Below are 13,612 nucleotides of genomic sequence, written 5' to 3'. Positions count from 1 at the left end.
TCCGACATACTTAATAAGGATAATACTATTTATTTTATATTTCAATAGCTTGAAATAAAAAGTATAAATTATAAGTTTTTGAAAACACACAATAGTTAATTGAATTAAAATAATTTAAAGATTTAAATCGTTAATCATATTAATATAGAAACGAAAAAAGGTGAGACAATGAATTCAAAATGAATTCTGTCTCACCTTTGTATAAAGAGTTAGTATTGCGACAAATAGGTCCTGTTACCAATCATTAAATAATTGAAATCTTTATAAATTAAATAATCTCGCAAAGAAACCTTTATTCTCATCATTAGTTCTATTATGAGAAGATTGCGTTTTAATATCTTCTTTTAATGTATCGATAGATTGTTGATTATTATCATTAATTTCTTTAACTAAACTATTTTTAGTGTATTCAGATTGCTCTTTTTGAGCTGTTTGGATGGCTTCTTGTGAATTTTGAATAGCCAATAATGATTGATTGTGAGTATCTAATTTTTCAGTGATTTGATTTTGAAGTTCTTTTAATTCCGTTTGTTGTTGGTGAACTTGGCTAATCATTTGACCGAGCATTTGACGTTCTTCGCGCATTTTTTGAATTTCTGTGCGTAATTCTTCTACCAATTGTGTAGCACCTTGATCAGCAGGTAGTTGTTCATTATCTTCTTTGACAATCACTTGTAAGAAGTCTTTTTCTTTTTCAAGCTCTTCAAAAGCTAAATCATAACTATTCGTTTGTTTTACTTTTTCAGCGATATCTTGGAAAAGTTCGATATCTTCTTCTTTAAAGTCAGTAGCTTCACGGCCACGATATTCTGTCTTACTAAGTTGATAGCCACGTTCTTCTAAGTGTTGGACTATCTTACGGACTTGTTTTTCACTTAGTTCGACACGCTGAGCGAATTCTTTGGTTAACATAGCTGAAAGTCCTTTCGTTCTTTGATTTATGTACACTGACGTTTGTCTTCTGTCAGTGAAACGTCAGTCTAACCTCAAATATTAGTTTAACCCTTTATATCGCTCATTTCAAGTGTTCCTAATGGGGTAGGCGTAAATTCATTTTGACTAATAAAGGATAAATAATATCTCGAGAAATGCCGTTAGCAAACACATATTTTAAAATGTAATTTGATTTAACACTTGCTGGATAGATATCTTTTGTTAATTCTATATTTGATTTAATGAATAAGTCTACTTTAAAAGGCGAGTCAATTTTTGAATAGTTAGGATGTATATATTCAATTTCACTTTGTCGTTCAAAGCCGTTTGATAATAATAATTGTTGGCGTTGAGTTAAAGCTTGTTGATTGATGTCTTTTAATGGATGATTCGTCTTAGGAACTTCCACCATTACAAAATTAATATCACGAGAATGAACTTTATTAGAAAGTTGATTTAATTGATGTTCTATTTCTTGAAGTGTATTAATTAGGACATCTTCATAATTTGGTGTATCATTGGCGATTAAATGTATTAAAAATGCCGAATTTGTTGTTGCTTCATAATGTGCCGTTGCTAAACTAATAATCTCATCATCTTGTATGCCCACAAGAAATACGTAATCATTTTCGGTCTTATTATTTTTTAAGGATCTTTCAATAATATAGCTATCTTCATAGAAATTCACATCTAATTGTTGATTATAAAAAGTGATTGCTTTGTCATAATATTCATCTTTTATTGATTGAATTACGTGAAAATTCATTATGTCACCCCCACGATAGTTTGTTTAAGTATAGCATATTTAAACATTTTGACGTCATTGTTAAAAAGATATTGAGATTGAAAAAAACCGTAAAATGAACTTAAAACTACGTTCATTTCACGGTCTCAAAGTTTAAAATGAATATTGATTATGATTTAGGACCTTTAGATTCGTTTGCATAATGTGTAATATCAATTTCTTCATAAGCTGAGTTATTTTCCTCAACTTCGTCGTGTGAAGAGTTATCTTTGTTGGCAATTACTAAAAATTTACCATCTAAAATATCTTTTTTGTATTTTTCTGTTTGCTCTTCAGATAATTCATAACGAGCTAAAACGGCTTCTTCGCCATCCTCACCAGTTAATAATTTAGACATACGGTCACTAAAAGAACCACTTGTAGCAATTAAAGTAACTTGAGAATCATGGAAATCATCTAAATGTAATTTACTTTTACTTACAACGACTAATTCATTTTCTGAGTATCCTTCAGCTTTTTTCTTATCAATAACGTTATAAATCTCATCTTGCTTGTCTAATACGGTAAAATCTGCCATATTAATCGCCCTCCATCTTTTCGTCCTACTTTTAATAAAAGTATACCCTTAAGAATATTTATAAAACTCAACTATAGTTATTATATAATTAATTAAGAATGGTTTACAAATAGTGATGAACAATATTTAGTTAAACGCTTACACTTGAAAATATTATTATGAAAGGGCTTGTAACAATTTCTATCATATTGAAAATAAAGCAAAAGTTTGCTATTATCGTTAAATAATTTATATTACTCATATAATCTAAAGAATATGGCTTTAGAAGTTTCTACCATGTTGCCACAAACGACATGACTATGAGTTCAGACTCAATACATAAAAGAGCAAGTTTTATTTAAATAGCTATCTAGAATACTATATAAAAGTTGTTTAGCTTTGGAGGTTGTATATTCACCCACTTCATCCTATGAGGTAAAACAAATTTAAAATTATAAAGTGTTTGAAGAAGAATACATTTAAATATACGGCTTCTTGAAATTTCAAAATACTATGTATTGCCTGTACGCTCATGGATCCTGAAACTTTTTCGCAAAGTTTGAGGCTTTTTTTGTATACAAATTTAGGAGGTTTTGACGTGGAATCGCTTAGACAGAAAGTCAAAGAAGATGGCGTAGTAATTGACGAAAAAATATTGAAAGTGGATGGTTTTTTAAATCATCAAATCGATGCAAAATTGATGCATGAAGTAGGCAAAACATTTTATGAGCAATTTAAAGATAAAGGTGTCACAAAGATCTTGACAATCGAGGCTTCAGGCATTGCTCCAGCTATTATGGCATCTTTACATTTTGATGTTCCTTGTTTATTTGCTAAAAAGGCTAAACCAAGTACGTTGAAAGATGGCTTTTATAGTACCGATATTCATTCTTTTACAAAGAATAAAACAAGTACGGTTATTGTTTCGGAAGAATTTCTAAATGAGAATGATACGGTTTTAATTATTGATGATTTCTTAGCCAACGGTGATGCTTCACTTGGGTTATATGATATTGCGCAACAAGCTAAAGCTAAAACGGTTGGTATTGGTATTGTTGTTGAAAAGAGTTTCCAAGATGGTAGACAAAGATTAGAAGATGCAGGTTTAAACGTTTCTTCATTATGTAAAGTGGCTTCATTAAAAGGAAACCAAGTGACACTACTAGGTGAAAATGAATGAAGACGTTCATTTTAAGTTTACAACACTTATTAGCAATGTATGCCGGAGCGATATTAGTACCAATTATTGTTGGTACCAGTCTTAAATTTACGCCGGAACAAATTGCGTATTTAGTCACAGTGGATGTTTTTATGTGTGGTGTAGCAACATTTTTACAAGCTAACAAAGTGACAGGTACAGGATTACCCATTGTACTAGGATGTACATTTACTGCGGTAGCACCTATGATTTTAATCGGTCAAACGAAGGGCTTGGATGTGCTATATGGTTCATTGTTTGTATCAGGTATTTTAGTTGTTATTATTGCACCATTCTTCTCTTATTTAGTTAAATTCTTTCCACCTGTCGTAACTGGAAGTGTGGTTACAATTATAGGAATTAATTTAATGCCAGTAGCAATGAATTATTTAGCTGGTGGAGAAGGTGCTAAAGACTATGGAAATCCTAAAAATTTAATTTTAGGAGGCGCTACATTAGTCATTATTCTTATTTTACAAAGATTTACGAAGGGGTTCTTAAAATCCATTGCGATTTTAATCGGACTAGTTGCAGGTACAATATTGGCAAATGTGCTTGGCTTAGTAGATGTTAAGCAAGTGGGAGAAGCCCATTGGTTAGGAATACCTCAACCATTTCGTTTTTCTGGTTTTGGTTTTGATTTAGGTGCGATACTTGTATTTACAATTGTAGCCATCGTAAGTTTAATAGAATCGACAGGTGTATATCATGCACTAAGTGAAATTACTGGTAAAAAGTTGGAAAGAAAAGATTTTCGTAAAGGTTACACTGCGGAAGGTCTTGCTATTGTATTAGGATCAATTTTTAACTCATTTCCTTATACGGCATACTCTCAAAATGTTGGACTAGTATCTTTATCAGGTGCTAAGAAAAACAATGTCATTTACGGCATGGTTATTTTACTTTTAATATGTGGTTGTATTCCTAAATTAGGTGCATTAGCTAATATCATCCCATTACCTGTATTAGGCGGTGCAATGATTGCAATGTTTGGTATGGTTATGGCTTATGGTGTTAGCATTTTAGGACATATTGATTTTAAAAATCAAAATAATTTACTAATTATTGCAGTATCCGTAGGTTTAGGTACAGGCATTAGTGCAGTACCTCAAGCATTTAAAGCGTTAGGTGAGCAATTTGCTTGGCTAACTCAAAATGGCATTGTACTAGGTGCTATTTCAGCAATTATTCTTAATTTCTTTTTTAATGGTCTAAAGTATAAACAAAGCGAAGAAAATGTGAAATAATAGAAATAACTATATAAAAAATGGAGGCTGTATTATCAATGTGGGAAAACAAGTTTGCTAAAGAATCTTTAACGTTTGACGATGTTTTATTAATTCCAGCTGCATCAGATGTGTTACCTAGTGATGCGGATCTTAGTGTTGAATTATCAGAACGAATTAAATTAAATATTCCAGTTATATCAGCTGGTATGGATACAGTAACCGAGTCTAAAATGGCCATCGCAATGGCACGTCAAGGTGGTCTAGGTGTCATTCATAAGAATATGGGCATCGAAGAGCAAGCTGAAGAAGTTCAAAAAGTTAAACGCTCAGAAAACGGTGTAATTACAAACCCATTCTACTTAACGCCAGACGAAAGTGTGTATGAAGCAGAAGCTTTAATGGGTAAATATCGTATTTCAGGTGTACCAATTGTTAGTGATAAAGAATCAAGAGAGCTAGTAGGTATTCTAACTAATCGTGATTTACGTTTTATTGAAGACTTTTCAATCAAAATTTCTGACGTTATGACTAAAGAAAACTTAATTACAGCTCCTGTAGGCACTACATTAGATGAAGCCGAAACAATTCTTCAAGAACACAAAATTGAAAAACTACCTTTAGTTGAAAATGGTCGTTTAGAAGGTTTAATTACAATTAAAGATATTGAAAAAGTGCTTGAATTCCCTCACGCAGCAAAAGATGCGCATGGACGTTTACTAGCTGCTGCAGCTATCGGTACATCTAAAGATACAGAAATTCGTGCTCAAAAATTAGTCGAAGCTGGCGTAGATGCATTAATTATCGATACAGCACATGGTCACTCTAATGGCGTTATTCAAGAAGTTAAAAAAATGAAAGAAAAATATCCAGAGATTACAATCGTAGCTGGTAACGTAGCCACTGCTGAAGCTACACGTGCATTGTTTGAAGCTGGTGCTGACGTCGTTAAAGTTGGTATTGGACCAGGATCAATTTGTACAACACGTGTCGTAGCTGGTGTAGGTGTGCCTCAAATTACTGCGATTTATGATTGTGCTACTGAAGCTCGTAAATTTGGTAAAGCAATCATAGCGGATGGTGGTATTAAATTCTCTGGTGACATTATTAAAGCATTAGCTGCTGGTGGACATGCAGTAATGTTAGGAAGCTTATTAGCTGGTACTGAAGAAAGCCCAGGCGCAACTGAAGTATTCCAAGGCAGACAATATAAAGTTTACCGTGGTATGGGTTCTTTAGGCGCTATGGAAAAAGGATCAAACGACCGTTACTTCCAAGAAGACAAAACGCCTAGAAAATTTGTCCCTGAAGGTATTGAAGGACGTACTGCATATAAAGGTCCTTTACAAGATACAATTTATCAACTTATGGGTGGCGTAAGAGCTGGTATGGGTTATACAGGTTCACCTGATTTAAAAACACTACGTGATGAAGCACAATTCACACGTATGGGCCCTGCTGGTTTAGCAGAAAGCCATCCACATAACGTACAAATTACAAAAGAATCACCAAACTATTCATTTTAATTTAAATCAAGTGTGATGAAGTCAATTTGTTAGAAAGAATGGGGAGCACTTTTCATTTTAAATGTGATTGTCATAGAGGTTGTTCACTTTTAAGAAGAATCTAAAAGCAATGCATTGTGGGAAGTGTCTCTCTATTGTTTACATAAAATTCAATTAAAAGGAGATTCACAATTATGGAAATGGCTCAAGAGCAAGAGTTGATTCTTGTCTTAGACTTTGGTAGTCAGTACAATCAATTGATTACGCGTCGTATTCGTGAAATGGGCGTATACAGTGAATTACATGATCACGAAATTACGGTTGATGAAATTAAACGTATGAATCCTAAAGGTATTATTCTTTCAGGTGGTCCGAATTCAGTATATGAGGAAGGTTCATTCACTATCGACCCTGAAATTTATAATTTAGGCATTCCTGTACTAGGTATTTGTTATGGTATGCAGTTGACGACTAAACTTTTAGGCGGAAAAGTTGAACGCGCTAATGAACGTGAGTATGGTAAAGCAATTATTAATGCAAAATCAGATGAGTTATTCTTTGGGTTACCAGCTGAACAAACTGTATGGATGAGTCATTCTGATAAAGTAATTGAAATTCCAGACGGATTTGAAGTGATTGCGGATAGTCCAAGTACAAGTTATGCAGCAATTGAAGACAAAGAACGCCGAATTTACGGTGTTCAATTCCACCCTGAAGTACGTCATACAGAATACGGTAATGATTTATTAAGAAACTTCGTACGCCGTGTGTGTGAATGCACAGGCGAATGGACAATGGAAAACTTTATCGATATCGAAGTTGAAAAAATCCGTAAACGCGTTGGAGATCGCAAAGTATTATGTGCGATGAGCGGGGGCGTAGACTCATCAGTTGTAGCTGTCTTATTACATAAAGCGATTGGCGATCAATTGACATGTATCTTTGTTGACCATGGTTTACTTCGTAAAGGCGAAGGTGACATGGTTATGGAACAATTTGGTGAAGGTTTCGATATGAATATTATTCGTGTGAACGCACAGGAACGTTTCATGGATAAATTAAAAGGTGTATCTGATCCAGAACAAAAACGTAAAATTATTGGTAATGAATTTGTATATGTGTTTGATGATGAAGCGGCAAAATTAACTGACGTTGATTTCTTAGCACAAGGTACGCTTTACACTGACGTCATCGAATCAGGTACTAAAACTGCACAAACTATCAAATCTCACCATAACGTAGGTGGATTACCTGAAGATATGGAATTTGAACTTATTGAGCCGATTAACACGTTATTTAAAGATGAAGTGCGTGCATTAGGTATAGAATTAGGCATTCCTGAACATTTAGTGTGGAGACAGCCTTTCCCAGGTCCAGGTTTAGGAATCCGTGTATTAGGTGAAATTACTGAAGATAAATTAGAAATCGTACGAGAATCAGATGCGATTTTACGTGAAGTTGTGCGTGAGGAAGGCCTTGAGAGAGACATTTGGCAATATTTCACAGTACTTCCTGGCATTCAATCTGTAGGTGTTATGGGAGACTATCGTACGTATGATCATACTGTAGGTATTCGTGCAGTTACATCTATTGACGGTATGACAAGTGACTTCGCCCGCATTGATTGGGAAGTCCTACAAAAAATCTCAAGTCGTATCGTAAACGAAGTAGACCACGTTAACCGCGTAGTCTATGACATCACTTCTAAGCCACCAAGCACTATAGAGTGGGAATAATAACATAAAATGAAGAAACCTCTTAGGCATAGGCTTAAGAGGTTGTTTTTTATGATTTTTAAATTAAAAAAGGGCAGAAAAAGGGCATATTAAATTAATTTCCAACTTTTTCTAATTTATTCATCATATCTTTATCCATTTGCTCGGTGACGTGGCTATATATTTCTAATGTTGTTTTATGGTCTGTGTGACCTACACGCTCCATTATAGCTTTAAGAGATACACCTAATTGCGATAATAATGATATGTGACTGTGACGCATACTGTGACTTGTCACATGCTTTTTTATCCCTATATTTTGTGTAGCTATTTGTATATTTCTGTTTATTGATGTGAGAGGTAGAGGGTTACCTCTATGACTTGTAAATATAAAACCTCTATCAACATACATGTTTTCCCATTGTATCGCTCTCTTATTTTCCAACATAACCTTACGCAAAATATCACAACTTCTAGTAGTTAAAGATATAGTACGATATGATGATGCTGTTTTTGTAGTATCTTTGAAACCTATTTTGTTACCATCTTTTCGCCAGTGTATAGTGCCATCAATGAGAAGTTTCTTTTTTTCAAAGTCGATATTATCGGGTTGAATTGCTAAGAGTTCGCCAATACGCATGCCATTTAATGCTTGAAATTCAACTATGTAAGCAGTAAATAAGTATGATCTTTTCATATAACTAGCACGCTTTTTATTTGCTATGCGTTTTAATTGTTCAGCAATAGCCAGAATTTCAGCCATTTCTAAATAATTCTCACGTTTAGCTTTAATTTCTTCTCTTGTAGTCGCTTTTTTAGGCATAACAACATCATCTATGTATGATATATCAGTGATGTTATATTTCTTTTGAGTATATCGAAGTATATTTTTGATGATACTTAAATCGTCTTTAACTACTTTATGGCTTAGTCCATCTTTTAATGATGAGTTAATTAAATCTTGTATAACTTTAGCATTCATATTTTGAACAAGAATATCTTTGTCTATATTTCTTTTGATGTGAGCAACCTTATAGCTTTTAGTAGTAATAGTTGACTGTTTAGATCCAGATATTACCTTATAATGTTCAAACCACTCATCACATGCAGCATGGAAAGTTAGCGTTTTGAGTGTAGTAGGTGTCTTGTCATTTACCTTTGCCTCTATACGCTCATTTAAGCGTTTCTGAGCCTCTTTCTGTGACTGCTTACCATTTTTATTAAGTACCACGCTAACACGTCGCCATTTGTTTGTGAGAGTGTCTTTATACTTCTCATAATAGCGATATTTAGTTTCACCATGTTTATTAGTAAATTTCTCATGCCACATGTGAGTAGGCCTCCTTAACATATTATGAATTTTGTTTTCCCCTTTGTTTAATTATTCATCATCTTCTAGTAAGTTTGTTACATTAACTGTGATTTCTTTTGTTATAGGGTTGATACATACATCCTCTCCATAGCCTAATGATTTCACTTGAATAGTATCGTTTACTAATTTTAATGCTATTTCAACGTGTTGATAATCTTGCAAAATTAACAAAGTATCTTCATTTGTCACAACATCATGTGAGCCTTTTCCGTTAATAGTAACTTTCCAATCATTAAAGTACATTCTACATTTCTCCTTTAAATTAATTCATATTAAAGCGCCACTAGGGCGCTATTAATCGAAAGTTTGGTAGTTATAAATAACTTTCCCTATTACTTCGATTTCATCAATATGAGTCGTTGGGTACTTTAAGTCATTTATCAATGATTTTACATGTTCATCATTAAGCTTGTGTAAATCAAGTTTTTCCATCCCTCAATCTCCTTATTTATGTTGAAAAAGTAGAACACAATTAATCAATCAACCTTATTTCATCTTCATCGTAAGCATCAACCGAATGAGAAAGGTAAGCATGTGTTTTTAAAATTAATTTATTGGGATTAGTTTTAAATTCTAGTTCATGAATATTAAAATGGAAATGTTCAATTTCTTTGGTATTTTCACATATACTACGGTCTACGTGTAAAGTGAATGTTTGTAATTCATTATCTAAAATAGGAAATTGACTTCGTTCATCGGGATTATCATATCTTTCAATTAATGTAAGCTCAATCTGATTAATAGTTTGTTCAGATGCGCCGCTTTCTATGACCACGCTTCCGTCCAATATACCATTACTATGAACTTGTTGTGTTTTTAACACAGTGTTTATTTCTAATGATTCTATACCTATTGAAGTTAATAATTTTTCGAACATCTCAATTCCTCCTTTATTTATATTAAAGCACCACTAGAATGGTAAAATAATTAATCTGTGAAATGTTATTTTAGTTCTTTTTCAATTTTTTCACCCTTAGCTCTACCTTTATCATCCACTTCAGTTTTAGGATCTTTCCTTTTCTTTGTGCTATCTTCCACATCTTTAGTATCACATGCTCCTAAAATTAATGTGCTTGCGAAAATTAATGCTAAGAATTTTTTCATTATGCATCCCTCCTTTGTTTATATATTTATATTAAAGCGTCACTAGGACGCTGTTAAATTAGATAAATAGATAATCATTCTAACTTTGATTCTTAACTTCTTCTGTGCTTGCAGTCTCTTCAGTGTTTTATTGTTCTAGCGTATTTGGTTCTTCGATAGATTCTTGAGTTTTTACGTTTTGTTTAGGTTGTTGATTACTTTCTTCTTTAACTGATGGTTCGTTATTAGAGCTTTCATTATTACTGTTTTCTTGCTCTTTAGGTTTGTTCATATTTGGATTGTATATTGGGCTATTCTTCTTCAACTCTTCAAGATTTTTCTGTTCTTCTTCGCTCATATCATTAAATTTATCAATGATTTCTCCTGTACTTCTATTAACTATTGCACACCAAGAAATAGGTGTACCTGCTGCATCTCTCGCAAAATATTCAACATAGAATTCATTTGCATTACTTCGTTGCATATTAGTTTTAAAATCGCCTACTTGTGCTTCAGTAGCTGATAAATCATTTATGTAATGGTCATGAACGATTTGTTCTGCATCTCTAGCAGTGATTTGATTTTGTTGCTGGCTATTTCTGTTGTTTTGATTCTGATTACTTCTGTTTTTATTGTTGCTATTTTCCTTATTCTCACTTTTCTCTGAATCATTATTTTTCAATTCGCCATTATCATGATGACCACATGCAGCTAGAACAAATAAACTACTTAATAAAAGTATAAGGAACTTTTTCATTTTATATGTAACTCCCTAATTTTATTATCCTTTATATTCATTTTTCTATGGTGTATTAGACATTGTTCGATAGAACCACCACCTTAATTATTGTCATTTACAGTTCTCCTTTTTTAGCGAACTCAATTTTTTTATTTAAGTGTCTAGGAATTTTATTATTAAAAATTTTTATTAAGTCTTCATTAACTTTTTCGTTATCTTTAAAGAAAGGATCATATTCTAATATTTCAGACATATACAAGGAATCTTCTTTTAATTTTTCTAGTTGTTCTATAGTGAGAGTGTTACTTAAATCGTTGTTGATATATTTTTCAGTGAAATATCTTAATAAAATTGACTTAATTTGATCCATTTTATCCACATAAATTTCTTGTTCAAAAGTATAATTTTCTAATGAAAATACTTCTATAAAAAAGTGTTCTAATAAAATATCATTAAAAGTCACATATTCATTATTAAGAATTTTACTAACTATATTTAAATCAGAATGATTTTTTAAAATCTCTTTGTCTTTCTTTTTAAGTTCTTGAATAGCGATTTTTCCTTTTTCAATAATAGAATTCAGTTTTTTTGGCAATTCTATTTCAACTTTTTCGAGAAATTGACTATATGTTAAGGGTACATAATTCTCTTCATTTATAGAACTTTCAATCATTCTTCTATTCTCTTTAGTTTGTATATCATTCATCATCATAGTAACAATTAATGATTTTTGATAAGTACCTTCTTCTTTAGGAATATTTAGTTTATCGTAATCAATATTTATATTTTTAACAATATAATTGTACATAGAACCATATAATAATTCGTCTAAACTTATATTACCTAATTCTGATATTTTTTTTAATCTTTTCTTATTTGGAAGTTGTTTTCCATTTTCCCAATTTGAAACTACTCCCGATTTTACAGGACTTTCTTTATCAATTTTTTCACCAAATTGATCCATAGTAAGTCCTAAGTGGCTACGAATTTTTCTTATCCTTTTACCGACTTCTACTTTATCCAAGTTATCACCTCAATAGTAATTATATAATATAAAGTTATGTTTTACTATGTTTTTTATTGACATTACAGAAATACTATGTTTTACTATGTTTATCGGAGGTGGTGAATATATGAATAAAATAGTAGGTTATAGAAAAATGCTAGGTATGACACAAGAAAAAATGGCAGAAAAATTTAATATTTCAGTACAAGCCTATCGAATGAAAGAAAAACAAAAGATTAATTTTAATCGAAAAGAGATGATTATTTTTAGAGATTTATTAAGAAAAGAATTATTTCCTAGAATTACTATTGATGAAATATTTTTTTAATCTCTTACTATGTTTTACTATGAAAAGAGGAGGCTTAGGTTATGCCGCATACTAAATTACAAGATTTACCAACTAAAGAAAATGTAGTTACTGAACCTAAACAAGTGATAGTAAAGCCAATCATGGCAAAGCCTAATGCCATTGCTAAACTATTTGGGATTTCTTATTCATCGGTTAATAGAATTCTCAAAGAATATGATAAAGATAACAAAGGTGTAGAAGATCTATATTACAGCTTGTCATCTACAATGACAGTTATCTCTATTGATGGCTTTAAAGAGTATCTTAGTAAGCGTCATAAAGGTTGGCTTTAAATGGAGGAGATACAACATGGCTAAATTCATAGTCACACTAATGTTAATTTCAGTAATCTCATTCCTTAGTGGTTGGTTACTAGGAATACATGTAGCTTTCGCAATTCACATGTTAGGTAGTTTGATCGCAGCGTTAAATATTGAAGAAAATGGAGGAGCAGTAAATGAACAATAATCAAAAATTAAACACAACAAATAAATTTAGAGAGGAAAATGAAAAAATGAAAAATTTAACTAATCAAGATTTTAAAAATATTGAGAATGAAGTGAAACACGATCTAATTTTTAAAGACAAAAAGCATATTAAAAAAATGATGAAACTATTCCAAAAACGTCGTAACAAAGATATTTCAATTATCAAAAAAATGTACCCTTATTTAAATAATGATGAGATTTTAGAAATCACTAATGATTATCAAGAATACAAAAACCTTGTTCAAGCTACTGAAACTTTTACAGACTTCCCTATCATTTACGAAACTTCTAATATTAGTAAATTCTTAACTGAAGATGATATTGAAGATTTAAAAATGGCTGTTGAAGAAATGCTAGTTTTTGTTGAAAGATTGGAGGAATAGTAAATGCTTAAAGATTTAAAACAAATTAAAGAGAGTTTTGAAATAGCTGATATTTCTAATAAGATCCAAGCAGTTATTGATTATGTATGTGACGAACAAGAAGGACTTGAAGATTTAAGAGATTATTATAGAGAAAATAATCAAGTATTAGGAGAAAAACAGACCAACGACAATATGAAATCAAATTTCATTATTGTATCAACGTTATTATCAGTTATTCGTGACTATGAAAGTGAATTAAATGATATTGATACAGTTATAAAAAGAGCGTCATCTGATGTGAATAGTTTGGCGACTAAATCAGATAACGCATA

General features: G+C 31.8%; 17 protein-coding genes, 2 pseudogenes and 1 riboswitch. Of the genes and pseudogenes, 9 read left to right on the top strand and 10 right to left on the bottom strand.

The window, feature by feature from the left end:
- Nucleotides 1-413: 413 nt before the first annotated feature.
- The 3 genes and pseudogenes from HMPREF2737_RS09800 to HMPREF2737_RS09790 form a co-directional block, all read right to left on the bottom strand.
- Nucleotides 414-912 (bottom strand): annotated as a pseudogene (locus HMPREF2737_RS09800) (DNA-binding protein); the annotation flags it as partial.
- Between the two features lie 118 nt (nucleotides 913-1,030).
- Nucleotides 1,031-1,699, bottom strand: a complete 669-nt coding sequence (locus HMPREF2737_RS09795) for a hypothetical protein (RefSeq protein WP_037551771.1) — start codon at nucleotides 1,697-1,699, stop codon at nucleotides 1,031-1,033.
- A 148-nt stretch (nucleotides 1,700-1,847) separates the two neighbouring features.
- Nucleotides 1,848-2,255 (bottom strand): general stress protein, encoded by a 408-nt coding sequence (locus tag HMPREF2737_RS09790; protein WP_037551769.1) that lies wholly within the window; start codon nucleotides 2,253-2,255, stop codon nucleotides 1,848-1,850.
- Nucleotides 2,256-2,472: 217 nt separating this feature from the next.
- A riboswitch (purine riboswitch) is annotated at nucleotides 2,473-2,575 on the top strand.
- 257 nt (nucleotides 2,576-2,832) lie between these two features.
- Between HMPREF2737_RS09790 and xpt the strand changes: the two genes are divergently transcribed.
- The 4 genes from xpt (at nucleotide 2,833) to guaA (ending at nucleotide 7,899) form a co-directional block, all read left to right on the top strand.
- Complete coding sequence (gene xpt, locus HMPREF2737_RS09785) at nucleotides 2,833-3,414, top strand: xanthine phosphoribosyltransferase (RefSeq protein WP_037551768.1); 582 nt, start codon at nucleotides 2,833-2,835, stop codon at nucleotides 3,412-3,414.
- Nucleotides 3,411-4,679: a xanthine permease PbuX gene (gene pbuX / locus HMPREF2737_RS09780; RefSeq protein ID WP_016931192.1), complete on the top strand. Its 1,269-nt coding sequence runs from the start codon at nucleotides 3,411-3,413 to the stop codon at nucleotides 4,677-4,679. Before xpt ends, pbuX begins: the two co-directional genes overlap by 4 nt.
- A gap of 38 nt (nucleotides 4,680-4,717) precedes the next feature.
- Entirely contained in the window at nucleotides 4,718-6,184 is a 1,467-nt protein-coding gene (guaB, locus tag HMPREF2737_RS09775) for an IMP dehydrogenase (RefSeq protein ID WP_037551767.1), read from the top strand.
- Nucleotides 6,185-6,357: 173 nt separating this feature from the next.
- Nucleotides 6,358-7,899: a glutamine-hydrolyzing GMP synthase gene (gene guaA / locus HMPREF2737_RS09770; RefSeq protein ID WP_037551765.1), complete on the top strand. Its 1,542-nt coding sequence runs from the start codon at nucleotides 6,358-6,360 to the stop codon at nucleotides 7,897-7,899.
- 94 nt (nucleotides 7,900-7,993) lie between these two features.
- Here guaA and HMPREF2737_RS09765 read toward each other — a convergent pair whose 3' ends face one another.
- The 7 genes and pseudogenes from HMPREF2737_RS09765 to HMPREF2737_RS09745 all read right to left on the bottom strand — a co-directional run bounded on the left by HMPREF2737_RS09765 (nucleotide 7,994) and on the right by HMPREF2737_RS09745 (nucleotide 12,096).
- Nucleotides 7,994-9,208: a tyrosine-type recombinase/integrase gene (locus tag HMPREF2737_RS09765; RefSeq protein WP_037551763.1), complete on the bottom strand. Its 1,215-nt coding sequence runs from the start codon at nucleotides 9,206-9,208 to the stop codon at nucleotides 7,994-7,996.
- Nucleotides 9,209-9,259: 51 nt separating this feature from the next.
- Nucleotides 9,260-9,493 carry a hypothetical protein gene (locus HMPREF2737_RS09760; protein WP_037551762.1) on the bottom strand — a complete coding sequence of 78 codons (234 nt, stop codon included), beginning with the start codon at nucleotides 9,491-9,493 and terminating at the stop codon, nucleotides 9,260-9,262.
- 90 nt (nucleotides 9,494-9,583) lie between these two features.
- Nucleotides 9,584-9,682, bottom strand: a pseudogene (locus HMPREF2737_RS11635) (hypothetical protein); the annotation flags it as partial.
- A 40-nt stretch (nucleotides 9,683-9,722) separates the two neighbouring features.
- On the bottom strand, nucleotides 9,723-10,127 hold the full coding sequence (locus HMPREF2737_RS09755; protein ID WP_037551760.1) for a sporulation protein: 405 nt from the start codon (nucleotides 10,125-10,127) through the stop codon (nucleotides 9,723-9,725).
- Nucleotides 10,128-10,192: 65 nt separating this feature from the next.
- A complete protein-coding gene (locus tag HMPREF2737_RS11630) occupies nucleotides 10,193-10,354 on the bottom strand; it encodes a hypothetical protein (protein WP_176743794.1) in 162 nt (53 codons plus the stop codon).
- Nucleotides 10,355-10,481: 127 nt separating this feature from the next.
- On the bottom strand, nucleotides 10,482-11,090 hold the full coding sequence (locus HMPREF2737_RS09750) for a hypothetical protein (protein ID WP_052071617.1): 609 nt from the start codon (nucleotides 11,088-11,090) through the stop codon (nucleotides 10,482-10,484).
- 97 nt (nucleotides 11,091-11,187) lie between these two features.
- A complete protein-coding gene (locus HMPREF2737_RS09745) occupies nucleotides 11,188-12,096 on the bottom strand; it encodes a helix-turn-helix domain-containing protein (protein ID WP_070650062.1) in 909 nt (302 codons plus the stop codon).
- A 109-nt stretch (nucleotides 12,097-12,205) separates the two neighbouring features.
- Here HMPREF2737_RS09745 and HMPREF2737_RS09740 point away from each other — a divergent pair, with 109 nt between their 5' ends.
- The 5 genes from HMPREF2737_RS09740 to HMPREF2737_RS09725 form a co-directional block, all read left to right on the top strand.
- Nucleotides 12,206-12,406 (top strand): helix-turn-helix transcriptional regulator, encoded by a 201-nt coding sequence (locus tag HMPREF2737_RS09740; protein WP_037551758.1) that lies wholly within the window; start codon nucleotides 12,206-12,208, stop codon nucleotides 12,404-12,406.
- Nucleotides 12,407-12,447: 41 nt separating this feature from the next.
- A complete protein-coding gene (locus tag HMPREF2737_RS09735; protein ID WP_037551756.1) occupies nucleotides 12,448-12,720 on the top strand; it encodes a helix-turn-helix domain-containing protein in 273 nt (90 codons plus the stop codon).
- 16 nt (nucleotides 12,721-12,736) lie between these two features.
- Nucleotides 12,737-12,895 carry a hypothetical protein gene (locus tag HMPREF2737_RS11625; RefSeq protein WP_176744067.1) on the top strand — a complete coding sequence of 53 codons (159 nt, stop codon included), beginning with the start codon at nucleotides 12,737-12,739 and terminating at the stop codon, nucleotides 12,893-12,895.
- Nucleotides 12,885-13,298, top strand: a complete 414-nt coding sequence (locus HMPREF2737_RS09730) for a hypothetical protein (RefSeq protein ID WP_037551754.1) — start codon at nucleotides 12,885-12,887, stop codon at nucleotides 13,296-13,298. Before HMPREF2737_RS11625 ends, HMPREF2737_RS09730 begins: the two co-directional genes overlap by 11 nt.
- Before the next feature lie 3 nt (nucleotides 13,299-13,301).
- Nucleotides 13,302-13,612: hypothetical protein (locus tag HMPREF2737_RS09725; protein ID WP_037551753.1), on the top strand; the 311-nt coding region annotated here is incomplete at its 3' end.

Source organism: Staphylococcus sp. HMSC069D12 (assembly GCF_001810405.1).
Lineage (GTDB): Bacteria > Bacillota > Bacilli > Staphylococcales > Staphylococcaceae > Staphylococcus > Staphylococcus haemolyticus.
Note: the sequence above shows the minus strand (reverse complement) of the source record. Positions and strands in the feature narration are given on the sequence as shown.